The following is a 25,473-nucleotide window of genomic DNA, read 5'->3' on the forward strand; positions in this document are numbered from 1 at the left end:
CTAGCTCGCCTCCTGGGGGAGCGTCGAGGATGTGGGGTGGTTCAGGTCCGCGGGGCCGGGCCGGGACTCCTGCCGGTACCAGTCGACCAGGGCGGGTACCGCCGCCCGCAGGGTCCGCCAGGCACGCACCCCGGCCGGGAGGGTTCCGAGCCGCAGCAGTTCGCGCTCGGGGGTGTCCACGACCACCCGCAGGACGGCGGCGGGCAGCGTCGGCCGCCGTTCCCGCAGCGCGGCCAGCACGGCGGCGGCCTCCATGTCGACGGCGAGCGCGCCCTGGAGGTGCAGGGCCCGCCGTTCGAGGCCGCGGACGACGTGGTCGGCGGTGTGGTGCACCCCGGCGTGCGCGGTCAGGCCGAGCTCCTTGAGGGCCCTGGCGAGCTCCGGTCCGGAGTCGACGGGGTACAGGTGCCCCTCCGCGTCGCGCACGCCGTCGGCGACCACGATGTCGCCCGGCAGCACGCCCGGACCGACCGCGGCGCCGAAGCCGGCCACCACGACCGCGCCGTAGCCGCCGGGGGCGGAGCCGAGCAGCCGGCGGACGGTCAGCGCGGCCCGCCGCCGGCCCATGCCGGTGCGCACCAGCACCGGCGGCCCGCCGGCCGCGCCGCGCCAGTCGCCGCCGCGCAGCGCCCAGACCTCGGGGCCCAGCGCGCAGAGCACCAGCAGCGGTGCGGTGGTCACCGCGCCGCCCCGATCGCCGGGGTGTCGCCGTTCCTGCCGCCGAAGGCGGGGCTGCCGTGCAGGTAGCGGCCGAGCGCGGTGACCGGGAAGACCAACCGGTACAGGTGGTAGTTGATGGAGAAGTCCCACGGGAAGCCGGTGCCGGTGAACTGCGGCTCGTCCCAGGTGCCCTCGGGCAGCTGGGTGCGCACCAGCCAGTCCACGCCGCGTTCCACCGCCGGGTTGGCCCGGCCGTCCGGGCCCTCCCCGGCCGCGAGCAGCGCCATCAGCGCCCACGCGGTCTGCGAGGCGGTGGAGTCGCCGCGCCCGGCCCAGCGGGCCGGGTCCTCGTAGGAGCGCATGTCCTCGCCCCAGCCGCCGTCGGTGTTCTGCCGGTCCTCCAGCCAGCGGACGGCCCGCCGGATCGCCGGGTGCTCGTCCGGGACGCCGGCCGCGACCAGGGCGGGCAGCACCGAGCCGGTGCCGTAGATGTAGTTGGTGCCCCAGCGGCCGAACCAGGAGCCGTCCGCCTCCTGGTTGTGCAGCAGCCACTCGACGCCGCGCCGGGTGCGCCGGTCGCGGGCCCGGCCGGTCTCGGCGAGCATCTCCACCACGTGGGCGGTGACGTCGGCGGACGGCGGGTCGACCACCTCGCCGAAGTCGCAGAACGGCAGCTTGTTGGGCAGCGTGCTGGTGTTGTCGACGTCGAAGGCGCCCCAGGCCCCGTTCTTGGACTGCATGCCGAGGTTCCAGAGCACGCCGCGGTCCATCGCCGCATCGACCTTGGCCGGGTCGGGGTGGTCGACCCGGCCCAGCGCGAGCACCACCTCGGCGGTGTCGTCGATGTCGGGGTAGGTGTCGTTCTCGAACTCGAAGGCCCAGCCGCCGGGGGCCAGCGAGGGCCGCTGGACGGACCAGTCGCCGTCCTTGCGGATCTCCTCGCCGAGCATCCAGTCGACGGCCGAGACCAGCGCCGGGTGGTCGGCCGGCAGCCCGGCGTCGACCAGCGCGATGGTGGCCAGGCAGGTGTCCCAGACCGGGGACTGGCAGGCCTCCAGCCAGCGGCGGCCGTCCTCGGTGTGCACGGTGAAGCGGTCGAAGGAGGAGAGTCCGGCCTTCATCACCGGGTGCTCCAGCTCGTAGCCCTCCAGGTGCAGGGCGATCAGCGAGTACACGGCCGGCGGCTGGATGCCGCCCCAGCAGCCGTCGGCCTCCTGCCGTTCGACGATCCAGCGGCAGGCCTGGGAGACGGCGAGCCGGCGTAGCGGGCGCAGGGCGCGGTGGTGGTAGGCGTGCAGGACCTTGTCGAGGCGCTCGAAGAGGCCGTCCCAGCTGGTGGCGGGGGCGAGCGGCCGGTCGGGGTAGGGGTGGTCCGGGTCGGTGTGCAGCTCGGTGAGCGGGAAGGGCGCCGGACGGACGGGGCGGTGGGCCGAGACGACGGTCAGCGGGACGATGGTCTGGCGGGCCCAGCAGCCGAAGGCGTAGATGTTCAGCGGCAGCCACTTGGGCAGGAAGATGATCTCGGGCGGCATCTCGGGGAGCCGTTCCCACGGCCACCAGCCGAAGAGCGCGAGCCAGATCCGGGTGAAGACCCGGGCGGCCGCGATGCCCCCGGCGGAGCGGACGTACCGCGCGGCGGCCACCATGTGCGGGGCCTCGGGGTCGTCGCCGGCGAGTTTGAGGGCGACGTACGCCTCGACGGTGGTGGACAGTTCGGCCGGCCCTCCGTGGAAGGTGGCCCAGGTGCCGTCCTCCCGTTGCTGGGACCGGATCCACTCGGCGGTGGCCTTGGTCTGGTCCTCGGTCCGGATCCCGAGGAACTGCCGCAGCAGTAAGTCCTCGGCGTCCATCGTGACGTTGGTCTCCAGGTCGCCCTTCCACCAGCCCTCGGAGCTCTGCAGCGAGAGCAGGTGGGTGGTGGCACGGGCCAGGGCCTCCTGCGCGTCGGCCGCTCCGAGGTCCGCCTCACCGGCCGGCCGGAGCTGGTCGGTGTCTTCGGGCTGCCACCGCCCGGCGCCCAGCAGGGTCGGGGGGCGGTCGCCCACCGCGACCGGCTCGGAATCGTACTCAGGGTCGAGCCGGCCGTCCGCGGTTGCTGTCAACGTAACGTCACCTCTCTCGTACCACCACGAATTCGGCGAGTGCGACGAAGTGCTCGCGCACCTCGTCGGACATGGGCACCTCGTCCAGGGCGGCGAGGGCAGTCGTGTGCTGGCGGCGGGCTTCCTCCTGGGTCCAGGCGCGGCCGCCGGCCTCTTCGATCAGCGCGGCCCGGGCGGCGAGCTCGGGCTCGCCCTCCTCGCCGCGGCCCTTCGGGTCGGCCAGCTGCTCGGCGAGCCGGCGCGAGGCCGCGCCGCCCTCGGCCAACGCGGCGGCGACCGGCAGGGACTTCTTGCGCTGGCGCAGATCGCCCCAGTGCGGCTTGCCGGTGACCTCGGTGGCGCCCCAGATGCCGAGCAGGTCGTCCACCGCCTGGAAGGCCAGGCCCAGGTGGTGGCCGTAGCGCTCGAGCGGTTCGGAGACCTTGTCGTCGGCCCCGGCCAGGACGGCGCCGATCGCCGAGGCGGCCGCCAGCAGCGCCGCGGTCTTGCCGCCCTCCATCTCCAGGCACTCGGCGACGGTGACGCTGTCGCGCTGTTCGAAGGCGACGTCCATGGCCTGGCCGTCGATCAGTCGGCGGGTCGCCGTGGTGAGCAGCCGGACGGCCCGCGCGGCGTCGGTGGGGCTCGTACCGCCGGGCACCGCGGCGTCGAGCAGCACCTCCGTGCCGAGCGTCGCCAGGGCGTCGCCGACCAGGATCGCCTGAGCCGGACCGAAGACCGTCCAGGCGGTGGCCCGGTGCCGCCGGGTCTCGTCACCGTCCATCAGATCATCATGGAGCAGGGAGAAGTTGTGCACCAGTTCAACCGCGACCCCGCCCGGCACGCCGACCTCGGCGGCGGCGCCGGTGGCCCGGGCGGAGAGCAGGGCCAGGGCGGGGCGCACGGCCTTGCCGCCGTCGCCCTTGGACGGAGTGCCGTCCCGGTCGATCCAGCCGAAGTGGTACGCGGCGACGGTGTCCATCGGTGCGGCCAAACGGGCGACGGCGGACCGTAGCGGCGGGGTGCAGAGCGTGCGGCTGCGGGCCAGCAGCTCCGGCACCGAGACCGGTTCGGCGTGCGCCGTGCCTCCGACGGCGCTGCCGGTGCGTGACTCCACGTGCGTTCCCTCTCCCTCGTGGTGCCGGACCGCCCGGGGCTGCCGGGTGCTTGCGCTGTCGGTGCGGCTGGTGTCGATGTGGCCGGTGTCGATGCGGCTCGGGTCGGTGCGGCTGGTGCCGGTGTCACCGCTGTCAGTGCCGCCGGTGCGGCCGGTGTCGTTCCCGCCGCGGTCGACGGGAGGCCCGCCGGCTCTGGCGGGGTCCCCGGCGGCGCCCGCCGTCACCGGGGCCACCTCCCGTCGCCCCGATCCACCGGGAGCCGGCTGCCGGCCGCGGCGAGCGCCGCGTCGGCCGCGGCGTGGCCGCTGCGCACGGCCCCCTCCATGGTCGCGGGCCAGCCGGTGGCCGTCCACGCGCCGGCCAGCAAGAGGCCGGGGACGTCCGTGCGGGCCGACGGGCGCAGCAGCGCGCTGCCGGGCGCCGGGTCGAAGGTGGCGGTGCGCTCACGGGTGACGAAGAAGTCCAGCACCTCGGCCCCGGCGGCGGCCGGGAGCAGCCGTGCCAGCTCCGGCAGGTACCGGCGGCGCAGCTCGGCGACCGGCAGGTCGATCTCGTCCTGGACGGCGGACTGCGAGAGCGCCAGGTACTGGGCTCCGGGGTGGGCCCGGCCGAGCCCGGTGCCGGCCAGGCCGGAGTGCGCGGTGCGGTCGAAGACCCACTGCACCGGGGAGCCGAGGGCGGCGAAGAACGGCCGCCGCAGCACCTTGCGGTCGTAGACCACGTGCACGTTGAGGATCGGCGCGGTGCCGAAGTCGGCCAGCCGGTCCTGGCCGGGGAGGGCGTTCGGGGGCAGCAGGGCGGCCGCGCTGTCCTGGGCGCCGGCCAGCACGACGGTCTCGGCGGCGAGCGGCTCCGCGTCGCCTTCCAGATGGACGGCGTGCTGGGGCACCGCCGGCTTGAGCTCCGCGACGCGGGCGCGCAGCAGCACCTTCACGCCGGCGCGTTCCAGCTCGGCGAGCGCCCGGTCGTGGTGGATCACGCCGAGCGGGACGGCGGCCGTGCCGATGTCGGAGGCGCCCGGGTCGGAGAGCAGGCCGGTCTTGAAGACCATCGCCGCCAGCGCCAGCGACACCTGGTCGGCCCGGGCGTTCAGGGTGGCGACGCCGACCAGGTCCCAGAGCGCGGCGAGGGTGTTCGCGTTCTGCCCGTTGCGGCGCAGCCACTCGCCGAAGGAGATCTCGTCCAGTGCCGGGTCGGCGAGGTCCAGGCCCTGGAGCGCCAGCGCGCCGCGGACCACCCGGGCGCGGTCGGCCGGCCCGAGGTGCGGGTAGCGGGCGAGGCTGCCGGCCAGGTGCAGCGGGACGGGCAGGCCGGCCCGGCGCAGCCGCCCGAGGGTGCGCACCGGGGCCGCGTCCGGCCCGGAGACGGAGAGCACCGGGACGTCCAGCCGGTCCTGCAGGTGGACCAGCCGGGCGGCGCCGAGCCGCTCCAGCAGGCCGCGGTAGGCGGTGCAGCAGCGCAGGTACACGTGCTGGCCGTTGTCGACGGTCAGCTCGCCGCGCTGGAAGGAGAACGCCAGCCCGCCGAGCCTGGGCCGCCCCTCGACCAGCGTGACCCGGTGGTCGGCCTCGGCCAGCCGCAGCGCGGCGGTGATCCCGGCCAGGCCGCCGCCGACCACCACGGCGGCCGGGCGCGCGGCATCGGCTCGCCCGGTCATCGGCCCTCCCCCTCGCGATTGCTGGACCGCCCTGCGGCGGTCGCTCCGGCCGGCACGCTCGTGACCGGCCCGGTCGTGGTCAACACTGCTCTGCCCGCTTGTGATTCCCCGCTGACACAGCGTGACAGAACTGCGGTGAGAATCAAGAACGCCCCCCGGCGAGCCCGGAAAGCGCGACGTACGCCTTCTCCCAGCCCGGCAGCGAGACCCGGCCGCGCAGTACGGACTCGGGGTCGGCGGCGATCCGGCCGAGCAGCCGGTGGTAGATCCCCGCCATCGCGGCGGTGCAGGCCCGGCTGCGGCGGTCGAGCATGGGCAGCAGCCGCAGGCCCTCCTCGAAGGCGGCCTGGGCGCGGGCGGCCTCGAAGGCCACCAGGCCGGTGAAGTCGGCGCCGACCGGCGGCCTGGGCAGCGCGAAGCCCTGCTCGCAGCCGAACCGGGCCAGGTCCTCGGCGGGCAGGTAGGTGCGGCCGTTCAGGGCGTCCTCGCGCAGGTCGCGCAGGATGTTGGTGAGCTGCAGGGCCAGGCCCAGGGTGTCCGCGTAGCCCGCGCCGCGCTCGGGGTCGTCGCAGCCGTACACGCCGAGCGAGAGCCGGCCGACCGAGCCGGCCACGCAGCGGCAGTAGACCTTCAGTTCCTCGTAGGTCTGGTACTCGGCGCCCTTGAGGTCCATCTCGACGCCGTCGATCAGTTCGTCGAAGCCGCCGAGCGGGATCGGGAAGCGCCGGGCCGCGTCGGCCAGGGCGACCTTGATCGGGTCGGTGTCGTCCTCGGCGACCGCCCCGGCGCGGACCTCGTCCACCAGTTCCCGGGTGCGCACCAGCGCCTCGGCCTTGCGGTCGGACGGGAGGTCCCCGTCGCCGATGTCGTCGACCCGGCGGGCCAGGGCGTACAGGGCCGACATGGCCAGCCGCTTGGGTTCGGGCAGCAACCGGATGCCGTAGCTGAAGTTGCGTGCCTGAAGTCCGGTGACTGCCTCGCAGTACCGGTACGCCGCCATGACCTGGGCCGACGCCAGTGGTGATGCCGCCACTCGGGCGTTCACCTTCCCTTCGCGAAGATGGCCGCCGCCTTCGCTGCGAGGCGGCGCTTGTCAGGCTTCGCCTGCTGCGCGAGCACGTCGTACCCGGCGTCCTCGATGGCCGCCAGGGCCGCGTACCCGCCGGCGGTGAATCCCGCCAGGAGCAGTCGAAGCCTCCCCCGAACCGTACCTACCAATGGCGCGCCGCGGTCGAGCAGGGTGCGGGCCCGCTGCACCTCGAAGGCGATCAGCTCGCGCACCGGGCCGCCGGCGGTGGGAGCGGCGAGGTCCGCCTCGGTGACGCCGAACCGGGCGAGGTCCTCGGCGGGGAGGTAGATCCGCCCGTGGGCGAGGTCCTCGGCGACGTCCTGAAGGTGTTCGACCACCTGGAGGGCGCTGCAGATCGCGTCGGACAGCTCGATCCGCTCGGGGGTGGAGACGCCGGCGATGGCCAGCACCAGGCGGCCGACCGGGTCGGCGGAGAGGGTGCAGTAGCCGATCAGGTCGTCGTAGCCGGCGTAGCGGGTGGTGGTCTGGTCCACCCGGTTGGCCTCGATCAGGCGGCGGAACGGCTCCGGGGTGAGCCCGTGCCGGTCGACCAGCGGCACGAGGCTGCGCAGCAGCGGGTGACGGGGGCCCTCGGCGGCTCCCGGGTGGAACGCCGCCTCGAAGACCCGGTCGAGATCGTGCTCCAGTCCGTCCAGCAGTGCGAGGCGGAAGGCGACCTCCCGCGGAGTCGGCGGGCCGGACTGGGCCGAAGGGGTGGCGGGAGGCGTGGCCTCGACCCCGAGCAGGGCGGCGGTGGCGGCCGGATCGGCCAGGTCGCCGTCGCCGGCGTCGTCGACCAGCCGGGCGTAGCCGTAGACGGCCATCAGGTCGTCGCGCCAGGCCGCGGGCAGGAAGAACGGGGCGACCGGGAAGTTCTCCGCGCCCGCCTTGTCCAGGGTCTCCCCCGCGGAGCGGTTCACCGACGTATCTCTGGGCTGGGCCGAAGCCGACACTGCTGTCACTCCCCCGTTCTACACCGCTGGGCATCACCGGCCCGACTCGGACACGCGTCCGAGCGGGGGCGCCACCTCCGGCACACCGCCCCCGCGCATACAGCCTGACACCACGGGGCGCGCCGGAGAAGAGCGCCCCGCCCGGCGCACGGGGGCGCTCACCCCCGCGGCGGCGGGCCACCCGGGGTACCGGCGGGGGCGCACGAACAGGGGGCCGGCCCCGGAAACCCCGGAACCGGCCCCCTGGACGGCCTGCGGTTACGGGCGCTCGCCGCGCTCGTAGCGGCCGACGACCTCTTCGGTCGGGCCGTCCATGATCAGCTCGCCGGCCTCGATCCAGATCGTCCGCTCGCAGACCTCGCGGATCGAGCTGTTGTCGTGGCTGACCAGGAAGACCGTACCGGCGGACTTGCGCAGTTCGTCGATCCGCTTCTTGCTGCGCTGCTGGAACGCCTGGTCGCCGGTGGCCAGCGCCTCGTCGATCAGCAGCACGTCGTGGGTCTTCGCGGCGGCGATGGCGAAGCGCAGGCGGGCGCCCATGCCGGAGGAGTACGTGCGCATCGGCAGCGAGATGAAGTCGCCCTTCTCGTTGATGCCGGAGAACTCGACGATGTCCTGGTAGCGGCTGCGCACGTCGGCCGGCGCCATGCCCATCGCCAGGCAGCCGAGGATGACGTTGCGCTCACCGGTGAGCTCGTTCATCAGCGCCGCGTTCACGCCCAGCAGCGAGGGCTGGCCGTTGGTGTAGATGCCGCCCTTCTCGGTCGGCAGCAGGCCCGCGATCGCGGCCAGCATGGTCGACTTGCCGGAGCCGTTGGAGCCGATCAGGCCGATCGCCTCGCCCTTGTAGGCGGTGAAGCTGACGCCGCGCACGGCGTGCACCTCGCGCACGCCCGCGGAGCGCTTGCGGCTGATGATGCGGCTCAGCGCCGAGGTGGCGCTGCCCTTGCCGGAGCCGGCGCCGTGCACCCGGTAGACGATGTGCACGTCGTCGACGACGACGGTGGGCTCGCGGGCGACGTCCGCGTCCCGGATGGTGTCCAGCTTGCTCAGTTCGACGTCAGCCACGGCCGTACTCCTCCTCGGCCTTCCAGAAGAAGACGTATCCGATCACGAACATCACGACCGCCCACCCGATGGCGTAGGTCCACTGGTGGTGCGGAAGTACCTGGTGCTGGGGCTGGTGCGGGTTGTAGATGATCGGCGCGAAGGCGTGCCGGAGCAGGTCCATGTAGACCGAGGCCGGGTTGAGGGACATCAGCGTCTGGATGTAGTCCGGCCATTCCTTGATCTTGTCCTCGATGCTGAACATCACGCCGGACAGGAACATCCAGGCCCGCATCACGAAGGGGATCAGCTGGGAGATGTCGCTGGTCTTGGAGCCGAGCCGCGCCATGACCAGGGCGATGCCCGTGTTGAACATCATCTGCAGCAGCAGGGCCGGGATGATCAGCAGCCAGGTCCGGCCCGGCTTGATGCCGCTGACCAGCACGGTGCCGACCAGCACCACCATCGAGATCAGCAGCTGCTGGAGCTGGATCACGGTGAACGCGATCGGCAGCGAGGCCCGGGGGAAGTGCAGCGCGCGGATCAGCCCGAGGTTGTCGGCGATCGCCCGGGTGCCGGACTGCACCGCGTTCTGGGTGAACTGGAAGACGAAGACGCCGATGCAGAGCCAGGCGATGTAGGTGTCCGGCGGGAAGTTGTCCTTGCTCTTCAGGATCACACCGAAGACCAGGTAGAACACCGCGCAGTTCAGCAGCGGCGTCACGACCTGCCACAGCTGGCCGAGCTTGGCGTCGGTGTACTGGGCCACCAGGCGGGCGGTGGCGAAGGCCCAGATGAAGTGGCGCCGGGCCCAGAGCTGCTTGGTGTAGGAGATCAGGCCGGGCCGCCTGCCGCTCACGGCCAGGCCGTACTTGTCCGCAAGCTGCTTGGGGGTCAGGCCCGCGTCCACCCCCCTGGGGGATGAGAGGCTGACGGGTTCACTCACTGTCGACACATTCGTCCTTCACGCGGGATCGGTCGGGGCGGCCGGTCGACGGGGGTCCGCCGGCCTTGCGCCGATGGGGATCCACTGGATCACGGGGAGAGTCCGGCCGGTGTGTGGTCACCGGCCGCAGCGATCGATCATTCGATCAGATGACCGGTGGCCGGCCCAGCCTGGTCAATCGCCAAACGGTACGCCATCGCATGGGCCGCCGCGGACCGCAGGGTTCGCGCCAGCCCGCCCGGAACCCGCCCCACCAGGCCTTCAGCGCCTCCGAGGAGGGGCGGCGGGCCAGGGTCAGCAGGAACCAGGTTCCCAGATAGAGAGGCACCAACAGGGCCGGAAGGTTCCGTCTGGCGAGCCAAACCCTGTTACGGGCAATGTTGTGGAAGTAGGTGGCGTGCCGGGCGGGCGAGGTCGTCGGGTGGTGCAGCACCACGTCCGCGCGGTAGTCGATGGCCCAGCCGGCGTCCGCCGCGCGCCACGCGAGGTCGGTCTCCTCGTGGGCGTAGAAGAACTCCGCGGGCAGCTGCCCGGCCTGCTCGAACACCGCGCAGCGCACGGCGGTCGCGCCACCCAGGAAGGTGGTCACCCGGGACGAGCGCAGCGGGTCGCTGGCGCGCAGCCGGGGGACGTGCCGGCGCTGGGTCACGCCGGTGTCGGGGTCGGCGATCCGGAAGGCCACGATGCCCAGCTCCGGGTCGGCGGTGAAGGCCTCGCGCAGCAGGCGGGCCGAGTCGGTGCGCGGCAGGTGCCCGTCGTCGTCCAGGAAGAGGACGGCGTCCACGTCCCGGCCGTCGCGGCCGAACAGCTCGATGCCGACGTTGCGCCCGCCCGGGATGCCGAGATTCTCCGGCAGCTCGACGCTGCGCACGCCCTCCGGCAGCGGCGGCAGCTGGGCGCCCTGGCCCACCACGGCCAGCTCGACCGCCGCGCCCTCCTGGGCGCGCACCGATTCGATCAGGGCGGCCAGTTCCTCGGGGCGGTTGCCCATGGTGATGATGACGGCTCCGAGGCGGAAGCTCTCCGCGCTGGTCGGGGCGCTCATCGCAGCCTGCTGGAGAGGACGATGCTCAGCAGGTGCAGCACGGTCTGCAGCATGGCGATCGCCGCCAGCGCCACCACCGCGACCCGGGTGAAGAACAGCCCGCCGTGGACGGCGTCGGCGATCCCGGCCGCGAGGATCAGCAGCGAGGCCTCGACCGCACCGACCAGTCGGTGGAACTTCAGGAAGGAGGCCGCCCGGCGGGCCTTGGCCACCGAGGACGAGCGCGGCACCGAGGCGCTGTCCTCGACCGCCATCAGGCCGCTGCGGGCCCGGGCCACGTCCACCAGGTCCGTCTCGGACTTGATCAGGATCGCGCCGAGCGCGGCCAGCGTGCCCAGGAACGCCCACTCCCAGTGCGAGCCGCCGCCCTCGCGGTGCAGCAGGTCGGTGGCGCGCAGGCCCAGCCCCGTGAGCAGGGCCGCCTCGGACATGTAGTGGCCGACCCGGTCCAGGTAGACGCCGGTGAGCGAGGTCTGCCGGCGCCAGCGGGCCACCTCGCCGTCCACGCAGTCCAGCAGCAGGTAGACCTGGATCAGCAGGGCCCCCAGGACCGCGCCCGCGATGCCCGGCACGACCAGCGCGGCGCCGGCCAGGACGCCGGTGAACATCATCAGGTACGTCAGGCCGTTCGGCGTGATCGCCGTCACGGTGGAGAGCACGCGGGTGATCCGCAGCGAGATCCGCCGCATGTACAGGCGCCCGGCCCAGTGCTCGGCGCTGCGGCGCTGGAGCATGCCCTCCGGGTGGATCACCGCGCGCAGTTCCTCGATCGAGGGCCGGCGGGTCAGGTCCACCGGGGGCCGCTCGGCGCCCGCGGTGGAGGGGTCAGCTGTTGACGGCTTGGACATAGTCGGCGTACGCGTCCCTGATTGCTGAGGGGGAGAGGTCGAGGTGCTCAAGGATGGTGAAGCGCCCCGGGCGGGTGTTCGGAGCGTAGTGCACCGCGTCGGTGAACTCCGCCTCGGTGAAGCCGATCTGAGCTGCGGTCACCGGCAGCCCGTGGCTCGCCAGGCGCTCCACGATCAGACCGGTCAGCTCGCGCTCGCCCCGCAGGAAGCTGGCGAACGCGGCGCCGAGGCCGACCTGTTCGCCGTGCTGGGCGGAACGCTTGGGGTACAGCACGTCCAGGGCATGCGAGATCTCGTGGCAGGCGCCCGAGGAAGGCCGGGTGCTGCCCGCGATGTTCATCGCGATGCCGGACAGTACCAGGGCTTCCGCGAGGGCCGTGAGGAGGTCCTGATCCTGAGTGTTACCTGGGTGCCGCAGCAGGTTCTCGCCGGCCGAGCGGGCCATCGCCACGGCCAGTCCGTCCACCGGCTCGCCGGTGACCGCGTGCGACAACTCCCAGTCCGCGCAGGCGGAGATGTTGGAGACCACGTCGCCGATGCCGGCTGCCACGAAGCGCGGCGGGGCCTGCCGGATCACATCCAGGTCGACGACGATGCCGATCGGGCTGGGCACCCCGTAGGAGCCGCGGCCGGCGTCGTTGTCGAGCGTGGAGACCGGCGAACAGATGCCGTCGTGGGCCAGGTTGGTGGCGACCGCGACCAGCGGCAGTCCGACCCGGGCGGCGGCGTACTTGGCGGCGTCGATGATCTTGCCACCGCCGAGGCCGACCATCGCGTCGTAGTGCCCGCCGCGCACCGACTCGGCCAGGCGCACCGCGCTGTCCAGGCTGCCGTCGTCCACGTTGTACCAGTCGGCGCCGGGCAGGGCCGGCTCCAGGCGCCGGCGCATCGCCGCTCCCGAGCCGTTGCTGATCGCCACCGCGATCCGGCCCGAGGCGGACAGCCGCTGGTCGGCGAGGATGCCGCCGAGCGCGTCCAGCGCGCCCGGGCGGACCTCGACGAACAGCGGCGACGGAACCAGCCGGGTCAGTACTGGCACGCGATCTCCCGCGCCTTCGCCAGGTCGTCGTGGTTGTCGACCTCGACCCAGGAGACCTCGCCGATCGGCTGCACGTCGATCCGCAGGCCGCGGTTGACCATCTCCTGGTAGCCGTCCTCGTAGTACAGCTGCGGGTCGCGCTCGTAGGTGGCGCGCAGCGCGTCGGTCAGGTCGACGGCGGCGGCGGGGTTGATCACGGTGACGCCGATGTACTCGCCGGTGGCCTCGGTCGGGTCCATCAGCTTGGTGATGCGGCGCATGCCGGCGGCCGGGTCGACGACGACCTTCATCTCCTCGTCGGCGAGCTTCTTCACCGTGTCGAGGGCCAGCAGGATGCCGGGGGCGGTGCCGGCCTCGACGAGGCGCCGGTTGCCCTCCAGCATGGTGCGCTGCACGGACGCCGGGTGCACGGTGTCGCCGTTGGCCAGCAGCAGGCCCTCGGCGAAGAGCTCGCGGGCGCACCAGAGCGAGTACGCGTTGTTCCACTCCTCGGCCTTGTCGTTCTCGACCAGGTGGAGCTTGACGCCGTACTTGCTCTCCAGGGCGTCCTTGCGGTCGTACACCGCCTCCTTGCGGTAGCCGACGACGATCGCCGCCTCGCGGATGCCGACCTCGGCGAAGTTGCCGAGGGTGAGGTCCAGCACGGTCCGCTCCCCGTCGACCGGCACCAGCGCCTTGGGCAGGGTGTCGGTGTACGGGCGCAGCCGGCGGCCGGCGCCGGCTGCCAGAACGAGGCCGATCATGCGGGGTCTCCTGATCCGTCGTGCGGTGCGCGGGGCGGTGCGCGCGGGGTGCCGGGGCACCGGCTTTCCGTCCGGCCGGGCCGCGAATCGGCGCGCCGGTGCCGCCGCGAGTGCGGGCACCGTGCCGTAAGCGATGGTAGGCGACCCGGGCGGCCGGCCCGAACGCGGCCGGGGGCTGCGAGGTGACGGGAGGGTGGCGAAGGAGTGATCGAACGCGCGGGCGAGGCAACGATCGAACGCGAGGGGAACGGATACCGAACAGTCCTGCTATTCCGATGACCCTTCCGGGAACGTATCGGGCCCATCTCTGCCCGGAATCGACCTGCCGACGGTCATGATCCGCCCGGTTGTGCGTGGGACCCGTACCCACCGCCACCCATACGGCAGACTGGAGCCCGACGCCGGCGCCGGTGCCCCCGCTGCGTCCGCTGCACCCGGTGTACCGGACGTACCCCGATGCTTCCGTTGCTCCCCCCCTCCCGAAAGAGGCCCCATGCCCCAGAGCCTGCCGACCAACCCGACACACTTCGACTCCGAGATCGACACCGGTCTCGACGTCGAGACGGACGTGACGGTCGCCCCGGGGGCCTCGACCGGGACCGCCGGCGCCGGTCCCGAGATCCTGCTGGAACTGGTCGACGACGAGGGCGTCACCACCGGCACCGCCGAGAAGCTCTGGGCACACCAGCAGCCCGGCCGCCTGCACCGCGCGTTCTCGGTGTTCCTCTTCGACCGCCAGGGGCGGCTGCTGCTCCAGCGGCGGGCGCTCGGCAAGTACCACTCCCCCGGCGTCTGGTCGAACACCTGCTGTGGCCACCCGTACCCGGACGAGCCGCCGTTCGTCGCCGCCGCCCGCCGCACCGCCGAGGAACTCGGCATCGCGCCGGCGCTGCTCTGCGAGGCGGGCACGGTCCGTTACGACCTGCCGGACGAGGCCTCCGGGCTGATCGAGCGGGAGTGGAACCACCTGTTCGTCGGGCTGGTGACCGCGCCCGTCGAGCCCAACCCCGACGAGGTGGACGACTACGCCTTCGTGACCGCGCAGGAGCTGCGGGAACTGCGCGCCGAGCGGCCGTTCTCGGTGTGGTTCGAGACGGTCTTCGAGGCGGCGCTGCCGGGGATCCGGGAGATCGCCGGGCGGGACTGGTAGGCGGGCGGGACCGGTCGGCGGGCCCGCGGCGCTCAGTCGTCGGTCTCCGGGGGGACGGGCAGCGAGGCCCAGATGACCTTGCCGCCCTCCCCCGTCCGCTCCACGTCGCACACCCCGCCGGCCTGCAACGTCACGCTCTTCACCAGCAGCAGGCCGCGGCCGCCGGTCCGCCCGGTGTCGCTCTCCAGCGCCTTCGGCCGGTACGGGTCACCGTCCTCGACCGACACCCGGACCCAGCCCCGGCGGACCGCCAGCTCGGTCGTCACCTCCGGCGACAGCTTCGCCGCGTGCGTCACCGCGTTGCTCACCAGCTCCGAGACGATCAGCAGCACGTCGTCCACCAGCTCCTGGTAGCGCACCCCGGCCATCCCCTGGGCCAGCAGGCGGTCACGGACCGCGTGCCGGGTCAGCGGCACCGAGGCCTCCTCGGCCGGCACCGGGAAGCGCCACACGCCCTCGACCGGTCCGGCGGGTGCGCGTTCCGGCCCGGCGCGTCTCGGCTCGGCGCGTGCGCGCTCCGGCCCGGCGCGTCTCGGCTCGGCCTTCGCCGCCCCGCTGATCTGCTCCACGTCCAGCCGCCCTTCGTCCGCGACCCGGGGGTGTCCGCGACCCGGGAATCAGGCGTTCCGCTCATGGCGCCCTCGATCCACAGAGGCTAGGAGAGGCACCGACGGGACCGTGGCACCGTCGACAACTTGCCCGTGTCGGACCGCTTCCGGCCGGAACGGACCGCAGCCACCGCCGGGGTCGACCGTTTCCTTCGCGCTCGCCACCACTTCGGCCGGGGTTCGCGCACCGTGGCGACCCATCCCAACCAGCCCGACCACCCCTGCCGACCCGGACGTCCCCCCACCCGGGGAAACGCAGGTGAGAAGCACTCCAGAACCCTGGTAATGTTCTCTCTGTCGCCGAGGGGGCGAGAAAAACCCCGAAGCACACACCCTGTCCGGGTGGCGGAATGGCAGACGCGCTAGCTTGAGGTGCTAGTGCCCTTTATCGGGCGTGGGGGTTCAAGTCCCCCCTCGGACACAACCGAATTCCCCGTGGGATCCGAAAGGAACCCGCGGGGAATTTCTTTTTCCCGGCGCGCCGCCGCCGTCCACGGGTTCTCGCGGGTTCTCCCGGATTCTCCCTGCGGACCGGGTGGCCGCCGCGGCGCTCGCGACCCCCCGCAACCGCTGTGACCCAGGCGACTTCTGCGGCTGTCGTGACCCGGAAAGCGGACACGAGATGGCAACGATCGGACAGTTTGAGCTTCCCTTGAGGTATTCGCCCCTTTTGGCCCCATAGGCTGTCTCCGTTTGTCCGGAAACCAGCACAAAAACCACGACACCACCCGATGAAACCCCGAGCGAGAGGACCGATACGTTGAGTGAGCCAGAGTCTCCGACGGCATCACATCAGAACTACCGGCGATCGCTCGGCACCATCAGCCTGACCGCCGTGGGGCTCGGATCCATCATCGGATCCGGGTGGCTGTTCGGCGCCGAGCGCGCCGCCCGGCTGGCCGGCCCCGCGTCGATCCTGGCCTGGGTGATCGGGGCCGCGGTGGCACTGACCATCGCGCTCACCTACAGCGAGCTCGGGTCGATGTTCCCCAAGGCCGGCGGCATGGTCCGGTACGGCCAGTACTCGCACGGCTCGCTGGCCGGCTACCTCGCCGCCTGGGCCAACTGGATCGCCATCGTCTCGGTCATCCCCGGCGAGGCCACCGCCTCCGTCCAGTACATGAGCTCCTGGCACTTCGGCTGGGCGCAGGGGCTGTACAACGGCAAGGAACTCACCCTGAGCGGGGTGGCACTGGCCAGCGTGCTGCTGGTCGGCTACTTCGTCCTCAACTGGTTCGCCATCACGATGTTCGCCAAGACCAACACGGCGATCACCGTCTTCAAGGTCATCGTCCCGACCCTGACCGCCGGCGCGCTGCTGTTCGCCCACTTCGACACCGCCCACTTCACCGACCACGGCGGCTTCGCGCCGAACGGCTGGAGCGCCGTGTTCACCGCCGTCGCGGTGTCCGGCATCGTCTGGGCCTTCAACGGCTTCCAGTCCCCGCTCAACCTGGCCGGCGAGGCCCGCAACCCCGGCAAGTCGCTGCCCAAGGCCGTCATCGGCTCGATCCTGATCGCCCTGGTGATCTACGTCGCGCTGCAGATCGCCTTCCTCGGTGCCATCCCGGCCGCCGACCTGTCGCACGGCTGGAGCAGCCTCGCCTACACCTCGCCGCTCGCCGACCTCGCGATGGTCTGGGGCCTCAACTGGCTCGCCCTGCTGCTGTACGCGGACGCCTTCGTCTCCCCCAGCGGCACCGGCATGATCTACGCCGCCACCACCTCGCGCATGATCCACGGCGTGCAGGAGAACGGCCACCTGCCGAAGATCTTCGGCAAGGTCGACGCCAAGACCGGCATCCCGCGCCCGGCCCTGGTGCTCAACCTGGTGGTCGCCTTCCTGTTCCTCGCGGTCTTCCGCGGCTGGGGCTCGCTGGCCGAGATCGTCTCGGTCGCCACCGTGATCTCGTACGTCACCGGCCCGGTCGCCGTGATGGCACTGCGCCGCCTCGCCCCGGACCTGCCCCGGCCGGTCCGGCTGCGGGCCATGCCGGTCATCGCCCCCGTGGCGATGGTGTTCGGCTCGCTGGTCCTGTACTGGGCCCGCTGGCCGCTCACCGGCAAGGTCATCCTGCTGATGGCCGCCGGTCTGCCGATCTGGGCCTGGTACGAGCTGCGCAAGCCGTGGGCCGAGCTGAAGCCGCACCTGAAGGCGGGCGCCTGGATGGTCGCGTACCTGTTCGTGATGGCCGGTGTCTCCTGGGCCGGCAGCACCGACTTCGGTGGCCAGGGCTACCTGCCCGAGGGCTGGGACCTGCTGGTCGTCGCGGCCATCGCGCTGGCCTTCTACCACTGGGGCGTCGCCAGCGCCTGGGCCAACCCGTCCCTGGCCGCCGTCCGGCGCGAGCTGGCCGAGGAGGCCGCGGCCGGCGAGGGCGCCGACGGCCCTGCGGGCTCCGGGCGGGAGCCGCGGGAGGCCTCGCGGGCCTGAGGGAGCGTGCAACGCCGAAGGGTCGGTCGAGTCGTCGACCGGCCCTTCGGCGTTGACGGGGGCCGGATGGGACAGGACGGGGCGGGGTGCCGGGTCCCGGTCGGACCCGTCGGCCGTCGGGGGGCGGCCGTCAGCCGCGGCGGGCGCGGCGGATGACGGCGGTGACGACCGGGGGGAGCAGGTCGCGGGCGGCGCGCTTGGCGACATTGGCCGGGCGGCGCAGTTCGGCGGCGCGGGCCCGGCGGGCGGCGAGGTCGCGGGCGGCCTCCTCCTGGGCCTCCTGGGCTGCCCGGCGGGACTGCGAGGCCTCGTTCCGGGCCGCCTCGGAGGTCAGCCGCCGGTGGTGGCGGGAGGGGCGGAACGCGTCGATCCCGTCCGAGCTTCCGGTCATCCGGAGCACCTGCTGCCCGTTCAGGGTCTCGGAGCTGAGGTAGCAGCCCTCGGCGAGGTCCACCCGGTCGAGCAGGTCGCGCTGGAACGGCTCCGGATCCCCCCAGGTGCCGTAGAACTTGCACTCGGTCAACATGATCGGCTTGAGCCCGTGGTTGAAGACCGCGCCCCAGGTCGCGGCGGCCACGCCCGGGGTGTGCTGCGAGCGGTAGTCGTCCAGGACGACGACACCCTGGTCCTGGAGCGCGACCCGGGCCACCTGGAGGTCGCCCACGACGTGCTCGTACAGGTGCGAGGCGTCGATGTGGATGAAGCGGAACGTGCCCGCCGCGATCCGCCCGCCGGCCAGGACGGAGGTCGGGGCCTGGATTATCTCCGGCAGTTCCTCGTGGAAGGCGAGGTAGTTGACCTCGAAGGCCGAGCGGGTCAGCGACTTCCGGTAGGAGATGTCCATCTCGGCCGCGTTCTCGTCGTCCGGCGCGTCCGAGTCGAAGAGGTCACAGACGGTGAAGGACTCGCCGGGCTGGAGGTGCTCGCCGATCACGATCGCGCTGCGGCCCAGGTACGCACCCATCTCCAGCAGGTCGCCGGTGACCCCGGTCTTCTCCTGCCGTCCCATGAACCAGTCGAACGAGTGCCGGTCATGCTCCCAGAACCAGCCCGGAACGTCGTCCAGCACGGCTGGTTCGGCAGGCCGCTGCGACTCGTCCTTCAACGCGGCATCGGTCACGGGATGCTCCTTATGCGGTACGGATGACCTGCGGATTTGAGCCAGATCTCAGCCCGGTGGCAGCCCCCGCCCGACCGTGGGACACGCTGGTCCCGGACCATGTGCACCACTACGAACCACTGGCAACAGTAGTGCCTCACCGCTGAGTTCGCTGCAATCTACAGCGGTGCCCGCGGGCGTGAGGAGCTTTTCGCGCAATGATTTTCGCGGACCGTCGTTTCGCTGCCGGAGGGTGAACACGGAGCCTTCGGGACGGTTCGTCCGGTGTCCCGCGGCGGCGGACCACGGCGCGACCGGTCGCGCCGCACGCTGATCGTCAACTGGACGTCCAACGGCGGGCGGTGGAGCTGACGGCGGAGGCGGTGGGGGGCGGCCCGGTGCCGTGGCCGTGCGAGGCCCTTGAGCGGTCGGACGAGCGGCGCGCGGGCGCGGGGCCGAGCCGTCCGACGAGTACACCGCGCGGTTCGCCCCGGGGTGACCCGTCGGCCCACCGGGCCGGATTGGCTCTTGCGCGCGGCCGACCGGGCCGCCTTGACTGGCCCTTTGACTAGCGCTGTTGGTCAATCGGCCGACCGGATGAGAGGACACTCGGTGCAGCAGCACGCGGAGTACGGCGACCAGTACATCGACGGCGCCTGGCGGCCCTCCCTGGATGACGCCGGGTCGATCGAGGTGCTGAACCCGGCGACCGAGCAGGTGCTCGCCACCGTGCCGGCCGGCGGGCCCGCCGACATCGACGCCGCGGTCGCCGCGGCCCGCCGGGCGGCCCGCGGCTGGGCGACGACCGCCCGCGCGGACCGGCTCGCCCTGCTGACCCGGTTGCGGGACGGAATCGCCGCCGCCCAGGAGGAGATCACCGCCACCGTGGTCGCCGAACTCGGCGCCCCGGTCGGCTTCGCCGCCGCCGTGCACGCCGGAGCGCCGCTGACCGTGGCGACCTCCTACCTGACACTGCTCGCCGAGCACCCCTTCGAGGAACGGATCGGCAACTCGGTGGTGCTCGCCGAGCCCGCCGGGGTGGTCGCGGCGATCACGCCGTGGAACTACCCGCTGCACCAGATCGTCGCCAAGGCCGTCCCGGCCCTGGCGGCCGGCTGCCCGGTGGTCCTCAAGCCCGCCGAGGACACCCCGCTGGTGGCCCGGCTGTTCGCCCGGCTGGTGCACGAGGCGGGCTTCCCCGCGGGCACGTTCAACCTGGTGACCGGAACGGGCGTGGTGGCGGGTGCGGCGCTCGCCGCCCATCCGGGCGTGGACATGGTCTCGTTCACCGGATCCACCGCCGTCGGCCGACAGGTCGCCGAGACGGCGGGCCGGGGCCTGAAGCGCGTCGCCCTGGAACTCGGCGGCAAGTCCGCCAACGTGGTGCTGCCGGGCGCGGACCTGGCCCGGGCGGTCAACGTCAACATCGCCAACGTGTTCGCCAACTCGGGCCAGACGTGCAGCGCGTGGACCCGCCTGCTGGTGCACCAGGACCAGTACGAGGAGGCCGTCGCGACGGCCGCGAAGGCCGCCGCCAAGTACGCCCCGGGCGATCCGACCGACCCGCAGACCCGGATCGGCCCGCTGGTCAACGCCAAGCAGCTGGCCAGGGTGCGCGGTTACGTCGAGGGCGCGCTCGCCGCGGGCGCCCGGCTGGTCGTCGGCGGCGCGGAGCCCGTCCCCGGCCTGCCCGCCGGCTTCTACGTCCACCCGACCGTGCTCGCCGACGTCACGGGGGACATGGCGATCGCCCGGGAGGAGGTGTTCGGCCCCGTCCTGGTGGTCCTCCCCTACCGGGACGAGGACCACGCCGCCGAACTCGCCAACGACACCGAGTACGGCCTGGCCGGCGGCGTCTGGGCCGCGGACACCGACACCGCCGCCGCCTTCGCCCGCCGCCTCGACACTGGCCAGGTCGACCTCAACGGCGGCCGCTTCAACCCGCTCGCGCCGTTCGGCGGCTACAAGAGCTCCGGCCTCGGCCGCGAACTGGGCCGCCACGGCCTGGAGGAGTTCCTCCAGTGCAAGTCGCTCCAGTACTGACCGCGGCGCCGAGCGGGGTACCGGCCGCGGCACCGGCTCCGGGCCCGCCGCACGTGGGGCGGCGGGCCCGGGGGTTCGGGCATCGAGGCCGGTCGGGCGGGGCCGGTCAGGTGAGGTCGACGCCCGGGTAGAGGGGGAAGGGGGCGAGGAGGTCGGCGGCGCGCTTGGCGACGCCGTCGCGCACGGCGTCGTCGAGGCGGTACTGGGCCTTGGAGGGGGCGCCGCCCGCGGTGGTGGTCGGGGTGGTGGCGCGCAGCACGGTGTCGATCAGGGCGGCGATCTCGTCCATCTCGGCGGTGCCGAGGCCGCGGGTGGTGAGCGCCGGGGTGCCGAGGCGCACGCCCGAGGTGTACCAGGCGCCGTTCGGGTCCTGCGGGACGGAGTTGCGGTTGGTGACGACGCCCGAGTCCAGCAGCGCCGCCTCCGCCTGACGACCCGTCAGACCGTAGCCGGAGACGTCGGCGAGGACGAGGTGGTTGTCGGTGCCGCCGGTGACCAGCCGGCCGCCGCGGCGCAGCAGGCCCTCGGCGAGCGCCCGGGCGTTGTCCACGACGGCGCGGGCGTAGGTCCGGAACTCGGGCCGGCGGGCCTCGGCGAAGGCGACCGCCTTGGCGGCCATGACGTGCGAGAGCGGCCCGCCGAGCACCAACGGGCAGCCGCGGTCGACGTGTTCGGCCAGTTCGGTGTCGCACAGCACCATGCCGCCGCGCGGGCCGCGCAGCGACTTGTGGGTGGTCGTGGTGACGATCTGGGCGTGCTGGACGGGGTCGTGGTCGCCGGTCAGCACCTTGCCCGCGACGAGGCCGGCGAAGTGCGCCATGTCGACCATGAGGGTCGCGCCGACCTCGTCCGCGATCTCGCGCATCCGCCGGAAGTCGACCAGTCGAGGGTAGGCGGAGTAGCCGGCGACCAGGATCAGCGGGCGGAACTCCCGGGCGGTCTCGCGCAGCGCGTCGTAGTCGATCAGGCCGGTGGCCGGGTCGGTGCCGTAGCTGCGCTGGTCGAACATCTTGCCCGAGATGTTGGGTCGGAAGCCGTGGGTGAGGTGGCCCCCGGCGTCCAGGGACATGCCGAGCATCCGCTGGTTGCCGAGCGACTGGCGCAGCTGCGCCCAGTCCTGCTCGGTGAGGTCGTTGACGCCCCGGACCTTGGCCCGCTCCAGCGCCGGGCTCTCCACCCGCCGGGAGAGGACGGCCCAGAAGGCCGTGAGGTTGGCGTCGATGCCGGAGTGCGGCTGGACGTAGGCGTGGTCGGCGCCGAACAGGGCGCGGGCGTGCTCGGCGGCGATGGTCTCGACGGTGTCGACGTTGCGGCAGCCCGCGTAGAAGCGCCGGCCCGCGGTGCCCTCGGCGTACTTGTCGCTGAGCCAGTTGCCCATGGCGAGCAGGACGGCCGGGGAGGCGTAGTTCTCGCTGGCGATCAGCTTGAGCGAGGCGCGCTGGTCCTCCAGCTCCCGGCCGATGGCGGCGGCGATCCGCGGCTCCACGCCGGCGACCACGTCGAGGGCGCTGCGGAAGGCGGTGTCGGCGGCCTCGCCGGCCGCGGTGTGCGGGGCCTGGGCGGCCTCAACGGCATGAGGGGTGTGCGGGGTGGCCAAGGCGGTCTCCTCGTGGTGCACGGACGAGTACGGACGGCCCAGGCGCTCGGCAACTGTCGTGCGGGTGCACGGAGCCGCTTCCCGATGGTCGGTTCCATCCGTGCGCGCCAGTCGCGGCTCCCCGGGATCGTACCAATGCCCGGGGGGATGTGGCGGAGATCTCAGGATTCGGGACGGCACGCCCGTTTCGCCCCTCGATGTCCGTTCTTCCGCAACGCCGGTATTGCGGCGCAATGACGCCGAATGAAGCCGCAATACGCGCCGAAACAATGCCGGGAAAAACCGCCGGAGGTGATTTGCGGACCTCCCCGCGCATCCGGTCTGATGGCGCTCGAACGGCCGACGGGAAACCCCCGGGGGCCGGTTCGGAAATGCACACCAGCGCACCCTCACCCACAGGGCGGCGGAGAATTCGGGGAGTACGCCTCTCATGGCCGTGGTCGAAACAGCAGCGGGCTCCGTCCCCGCACCCGCCGCGCCGAGGCTGCTCGGCCGGCTCCTGCGCGACCGGGTCGGCGCCGCCGCCCTCGCCGTCGTCCTGCTCTTCCTGCTGCTCGCCCTCGCCGCCCCGCTGATCGCCGCCCTGTACGGGAAGAACCCGGTCGAGCACTACGGCCAGAACTCCCCCGGCCTGCTCAGCGACAGCGGCCTGCCCGTCCTGCCGAACGGCGGCATCTCGGGCGACTTCTGGTTCGGCCTGGAGCCGGGGCTCGGCCGGGACGTCCTGACCCAGTTGCTCTACGGCATCCGCACCTCGCTGCTGATCGCCTTCGCCTCCGCCGCCGTGACCACCACGCTCGGCGTGCTGGCCGGGGTCGCGGTCGGCTACCTCGGCGGGATCGCCGACCGGCTGTTCGGCTTCCTGGCCAACGTGCTGCTGGCCTTTCCGACCCTGCTCCTGCTCCTCGCGCTGAGCCCCGTCATCCAGTCCCGACTGGTCGATCCGGGCACCGCGGAACCGGAGTGGATGCAGTTCCTGGTGCTGATCCTGGTCTTCTCCGCGTTCGGCTGGATTCCGCTCGCGCTTTCCCTGCGGGCCACCGTGCGGTCGCTCCGGGAAAGGGATTTCGTGCAGTCCGCCCGGGCCCAGGGCGCCGGCCGATTCCATGTCGTCGTCCACGAACTGCTGCCGAACGTCCGCTCGCAGCTGCTGGTGCACGCCACCATGGCGGTGCCGACCTTCGTCGCCTCCGAAGCGGTGCTGTCCTTCCTCGGCGTCGGCATCACGGAGCCGATCCCGGACTGGGGGCGGATGATCTCCCGCGGCTCCGAGGTCTTCCAGGCCGATCCGACCTACATGGTCTTCCCCGGTGTCGCCCTGCTGCTCTTCGTGCTCGCCTTCAACCTGCTCGGCGACGCCGTCCGGGACGCGCTGGACCCGCGCGCCGCCCGCTGAGCCCCGCCCTTCTCCGTCCATCACCCCAAGCCCGCCCCGACCCGCCCCGGCTCCCGGGGCAAGGAGAGATTCGCCATGCGCTGGACCAGACCGTCCCTCGCCGTCGTCGCCACCGCCCTGCTGGCGACCGCCTGCTCGGCCGGCGCGGGCACCGGCCCGGCGCCCGCCGGGGCGGCCGCCAAGGAGACGTCCCCGCTGACCGCCGCGCTCGGCGGCGAGAAGGAGAGCGCCGGACCGGCCCCCGCCGTTGCCGGCGCCCGCGTGGGCGGCACCGTGAACGTGTACAACAGCGTCGAGTTCCGCCACCTCGACCCGCAGAAGGTCTACGCGGGCGCGACGTACAACGCCTCGCTGCTCTGGGGCCGCCAGCTGACGCAGTACCAGGTCGTCGACGGCAAGGCCAAGCTGGTCGGCGACCTGGCGACCGACACCGGCACCTCCGGCGACGGCGGGCGCACCTGGACGTACAAGCTCAAGGACGGCGTGGCCTGGGAGGACGGCAAGCCGATCACCGCCCAGGACGTCAAGTACGGCATCGAGCGCAGCTTCGGCAAGGGCTACGAGGTCGGCCCGCCGTACTGGCCGCAGTGGCTCACCGGTGAGGCCAGCTACGAGGCGGCGCGCGCCAAGTACGCCGGCCCGCAGGACGGCGACCTGGCCGCGATCGAGACGCCCGACGAGCACACCATCGTCTTCCACTTCCCGCAGCCGCAGGCCGACGTCCCGTACATGGCCGCGCAGTCCTCGTCCTCGCCGGTGCGCCGGGACAAGGACACCGGGACGGACTACGACCGGCAGCCGTTCGCCACCGGCCCCTACCGGATCGTCGAGCACGTCCAGAACACCCGCATGGTGCTGGAGCGCAACCCCGCCTGGAAGGCCGAGACCGACCCGATCCGCAGCCAGTACCCGGACAAGTTCGTCTTCACGTTCGGCAAGGAGGCGCTCAACATCAACCAGGAGATCCTGTCCGGGCGCGACGGCGGCGCCAGCGCCACCACCGCCTCCGACGTGCTCTCCCCCGAGCTGTACCAGACCGCCGACACCGACCCGAAGGCCAAGGACCTGGTCGTCTCCGGGCGCCAGGGCGCCTTCGTCACCCAGCTGGTGATCAACAACGAGCGGGTGCCGGACGTCGAGGTCCGCAAGGCCCTGCACCTCGGCTACCCCCGCCAGCAGGCCCGCCAGGTCCAGGGCGGCTCCCGGATCGGCGAGCTCGCCACCACGCTCAGCTCGCCGGCGCTGATCGACTGGGAGAAGTACGACCTCCACCCGGTCAAGCCCGAAGGCGACCCGGAGGCCGCCAAGGCCGCGCTCGCCAAGGCCAAGCAGGCGCCGACGAGCCTGACCTACGGGTACAAGAACACCCCGGACGGGCAGCGCACCGCGCAGGTGCTGGTGGACGGCTTCGCCAAGTCGGGCATCACCATCGTGCCCAAGCCGATCGACCCCAAGGCGTTCCTGGACGAGGTGCACCGCGCCGACTCCCCGTACGACCTGTTCGAGGAGACCTCCTCCGTCGACTGGCCGACCCCGTCCACGCTGATCCCGTTCTCCTTCGACGGCCGCGCCGGCAGCGACCTCAACTCCGCGCGCTACCGCAACCCGGCGGTGGACAAGGAGATCGACCGGATCAACCAGATCGGCGAGCCGCGCGCCAAGGCCAAGGAGCTGTACGCGCTGGAGAAGACCGTGATGCAGGACGTCCCGGTGCTGCCGTTCGTCTACGCGAACGTCAACCAGGTGCGCGGCTCCAACGTCGGAGGGGCGTTCATCCACCCCATCTACGGCACGGTCAGCCTGGCGTGGCTGTACCTGAAGTCCTGACCGCCGCACCCGCCCCCGCGCCGGTCGGTGCGGGGGCGGGCCCCTGAACTCCCGCACTCCCCGTGCACTCCACGTAGTCCTGCCCCGCGTACGCCTCCCCGTCCCGTCGACCC

The 25,473-nt window shown here is 72.7% G+C and carries 20 protein-coding genes, 1 tRNA gene and 1 riboswitch; of the genes, 6 read left to right on the top strand and 15 right to left on the bottom strand.

Annotated elements, in window-relative coordinates; all coding sequences use genetic code 11:
- The 12 genes from ACIP37_RS09510 to ACIP37_RS09565 form a co-directional block, all read right to left on the bottom strand.
- The gene (locus tag ACIP37_RS09510) at positions 1 to 681 is read right to left on the bottom strand and encodes a 1-hydroxy-2-methyl-2-butenyl 4-diphosphate reductase (protein ID WP_350875555.1); all 681 of its coding nucleotides are present in this window, start codon (positions 679 to 681) and stop codon (positions 1 to 3) included.
- Positions 678 to 2,762, bottom strand: a complete 2,085-nt coding sequence (gene shc, locus ACIP37_RS09515) for a squalene--hopene cyclase (RefSeq protein WP_363616924.1) — start codon at positions 2,760 to 2,762, stop codon at positions 678 to 680. The genes ACIP37_RS09510 and shc overlap by 4 nt, the downstream gene beginning before the upstream one ends.
- A 7-nt stretch (positions 2,763 to 2,769) precedes the next feature.
- On the bottom strand, positions 2,770 to 3,858 hold the full coding sequence (locus tag ACIP37_RS09520; protein WP_400805306.1) for a polyprenyl synthetase family protein: 1,089 nt from the start codon (positions 3,856 to 3,858) through the stop codon (positions 2,770 to 2,772).
- A 221-nt stretch (positions 3,859 to 4,079) separates the two neighbouring features.
- A complete protein-coding gene (gene hpnE / locus ACIP37_RS09525) occupies positions 4,080 to 5,516 on the bottom strand; it encodes a hydroxysqualene dehydroxylase HpnE (RefSeq protein WP_400805235.1) in 1,437 nt (478 codons plus the stop codon).
- A gap of 142 nt (positions 5,517 to 5,658) precedes the next feature.
- Positions 5,659 to 6,516, bottom strand: a complete 858-nt coding sequence (gene hpnD / locus ACIP37_RS09530; RefSeq protein WP_350875695.1) for a presqualene diphosphate synthase HpnD — start codon at positions 6,514 to 6,516, stop codon at positions 5,659 to 5,661.
- A 41-nt stretch (positions 6,517 to 6,557) separates the two neighbouring features.
- Positions 6,558 to 7,538, bottom strand: a complete 981-nt coding sequence (gene hpnC / locus ACIP37_RS09535; protein ID WP_400805304.1) for a squalene synthase HpnC — start codon at positions 7,536 to 7,538, stop codon at positions 6,558 to 6,560.
- A gap of 258 nt (positions 7,539 to 7,796) precedes the next feature.
- Positions 7,797 to 8,606: an ABC transporter ATP-binding protein gene (locus tag ACIP37_RS09540; RefSeq protein ID WP_350875547.1), complete on the bottom strand. Its 810-nt coding sequence runs from the start codon at positions 8,604 to 8,606 to the stop codon at positions 7,797 to 7,799.
- Entirely contained in the window at positions 8,599 to 9,540 is a 942-nt protein-coding gene (locus ACIP37_RS09545) for an ABC transporter permease (RefSeq protein ID WP_363585864.1), read from the bottom strand. The genes ACIP37_RS09540 and ACIP37_RS09545 overlap by 8 nt, the downstream gene beginning before the upstream one ends.
- Before the next feature lie 136 nt (positions 9,541 to 9,676).
- Entirely contained in the window at positions 9,677 to 10,576 is a 900-nt protein-coding gene (locus ACIP37_RS09550) for a glycosyltransferase (RefSeq protein ID WP_363585863.1), read from the bottom strand.
- Complete coding sequence (locus ACIP37_RS09555; protein WP_400805302.1) at positions 10,573 to 11,310, bottom strand: CDP-alcohol phosphatidyltransferase family protein; 738 nt, start codon at positions 11,308 to 11,310, stop codon at positions 10,573 to 10,575. The genes ACIP37_RS09550 and ACIP37_RS09555 overlap by 4 nt, the downstream gene beginning before the upstream one ends.
- A gap of 91 nt (positions 11,311 to 11,401) precedes the next feature.
- Positions 11,402 to 12,463, bottom strand: a complete 1,062-nt coding sequence (locus ACIP37_RS09560; protein ID WP_400805232.1) for an iron-containing alcohol dehydrogenase family protein — start codon at positions 12,461 to 12,463, stop codon at positions 11,402 to 11,404.
- Entirely contained in the window at positions 12,451 to 13,206 is a 756-nt protein-coding gene (locus ACIP37_RS09565; RefSeq protein WP_363616914.1) for a phosphocholine cytidylyltransferase family protein, read from the bottom strand. The genes ACIP37_RS09560 and ACIP37_RS09565 overlap by 13 nt, the downstream gene beginning before the upstream one ends.
- A 493-nt stretch (positions 13,207 to 13,699) precedes the next feature.
- Between ACIP37_RS09565 and idi the strand changes: the two genes are divergently transcribed.
- A complete protein-coding gene (idi, locus tag ACIP37_RS09570; RefSeq protein ID WP_350875539.1) occupies positions 13,700 to 14,356 on the top strand; it encodes an isopentenyl-diphosphate Delta-isomerase in 657 nt (218 codons plus the stop codon).
- Between the two features lie 32 nt (positions 14,357 to 14,388).
- Here idi and ACIP37_RS09575 read toward each other — a convergent pair whose 3' ends face one another.
- Positions 14,389 to 14,916 carry an ATP-binding protein gene (locus tag ACIP37_RS09575; RefSeq protein WP_400805300.1) on the bottom strand — a complete coding sequence of 176 codons (528 nt, stop codon included), beginning with the start codon at positions 14,914 to 14,916 and terminating at the stop codon, positions 14,389 to 14,391.
- Between the two features lie 384 nt (positions 14,917 to 15,300).
- Here ACIP37_RS09575 and ACIP37_RS09580 point away from each other — a divergent pair.
- Positions 15,301 to 15,385 (top strand) — tRNA-Leu (locus ACIP37_RS09580).
- 339 nt (positions 15,386 to 15,724) lie between these two features.
- Positions 15,725 to 17,398 carry an APC family permease gene (locus ACIP37_RS09585; RefSeq protein ID WP_363585862.1) on the top strand — a complete coding sequence of 558 codons (1,674 nt, stop codon included), beginning with the start codon at positions 15,725 to 15,727 and terminating at the stop codon, positions 17,396 to 17,398.
- Positions 17,399 to 17,528: 130 nt separating this feature from the next.
- Here the strand turns inward: ACIP37_RS09585 and ACIP37_RS09590 are convergent, their stop codons facing one another.
- Complete coding sequence (locus ACIP37_RS09590; protein WP_363585861.1) at positions 17,529 to 18,518, bottom strand: class I SAM-dependent methyltransferase; 990 nt, start codon at positions 18,516 to 18,518, stop codon at positions 17,529 to 17,531.
- A 591-nt stretch (positions 18,519 to 19,109) separates the two neighbouring features.
- Between ACIP37_RS09590 and ACIP37_RS09595 the strand changes: the two genes are divergently transcribed.
- Positions 19,110 to 20,540 (top strand): aldehyde dehydrogenase family protein, encoded by a 1,431-nt coding sequence (locus ACIP37_RS09595; protein ID WP_363585860.1) that lies wholly within the window; start codon positions 19,110 to 19,112, stop codon positions 20,538 to 20,540.
- A 106-nt stretch (positions 20,541 to 20,646) separates the two neighbouring features.
- Here the strand turns inward: ACIP37_RS09595 and ACIP37_RS09600 are convergent, their stop codons facing one another.
- Positions 20,647 to 22,137 (bottom strand): glycine hydroxymethyltransferase, encoded by a 1,491-nt coding sequence (locus ACIP37_RS09600; RefSeq protein WP_400805113.1) that lies wholly within the window; start codon positions 22,135 to 22,137, stop codon positions 20,647 to 20,649.
- 29 nt (positions 22,138 to 22,166) lie between these two features.
- Positions 22,167 to 22,262: riboswitch (ZMP/ZTP riboswitch) on the bottom strand.
- Positions 22,263 to 22,567: 305 nt separating this feature from the next.
- Between ACIP37_RS09600 and ACIP37_RS09605 the strand changes: the two genes are divergently transcribed.
- Complete coding sequence (locus tag ACIP37_RS09605) at positions 22,568 to 23,533, top strand: ABC transporter permease (RefSeq protein ID WP_363585858.1); 966 nt, start codon at positions 22,568 to 22,570, stop codon at positions 23,531 to 23,533.
- A gap of 75 nt (positions 23,534 to 23,608) precedes the next feature.
- Entirely contained in the window at positions 23,609 to 25,360 is a 1,752-nt protein-coding gene (locus ACIP37_RS09610; RefSeq protein WP_363585857.1) for an ABC transporter substrate-binding protein, read from the top strand.
- Positions 25,361 to 25,473 lie beyond the last annotated feature (113 nt).

Source organism: Kitasatospora sp. NPDC088861 (genome assembly GCF_044750105.1).
Lineage (GTDB): Bacteria > Actinomycetota > Actinomycetes > Streptomycetales > Streptomycetaceae > Kitasatospora.

Excerpts from the sequence above, each read along its gene's own strand:
- hpnE (WP_400805235.1), bottom strand. The coding sequence starts at position 5,516 with ATGACCGGGCGAGCCGATGCCGCGCGCCCGGCCGCCGTGGTGGTCGGC.
- hpnD (WP_350875695.1), bottom strand. The coding sequence starts at position 6,516 with ATGGCGGCGTACCGGTACTGCGAGGCAGTCACCGGACTTCAGGCACGC.
- ACIP37_RS09550 (WP_363585863.1), bottom strand. The coding sequence starts at position 10,576 with ATGAGCGCCCCGACCAGCGCGGAGAGCTTCCGCCTCGGAGCCGTCATC.
- ACIP37_RS09555 (WP_400805302.1), bottom strand. The coding sequence starts at position 11,310 with ATGCTCCAGCGCCGCAGCGCCGAGCACTGGGCCGGGCGCCTGTACATG.
- ACIP37_RS09565 (WP_363616914.1), bottom strand. The coding sequence starts at position 13,206 with ATGATCGGCCTCGTTCTGGCAGCCGGCGCCGGCCGCCGGCTGCGCCCG.
- idi (WP_350875539.1), top strand. The coding sequence starts at position 13,700 with ATGCCCCAGAGCCTGCCGACCAACCCGACACACTTCGACTCCGAGATC.
- ACIP37_RS09605 (WP_363585858.1), top strand. The coding sequence starts at position 22,568 with ATGGCCGTGGTCGAAACAGCAGCGGGCTCCGTCCCCGCACCCGCCGCG.
- ACIP37_RS09610 (WP_363585857.1), top strand. The coding sequence starts at position 23,609 with ATGCGCTGGACCAGACCGTCCCTCGCCGTCGTCGCCACCGCCCTGCTG.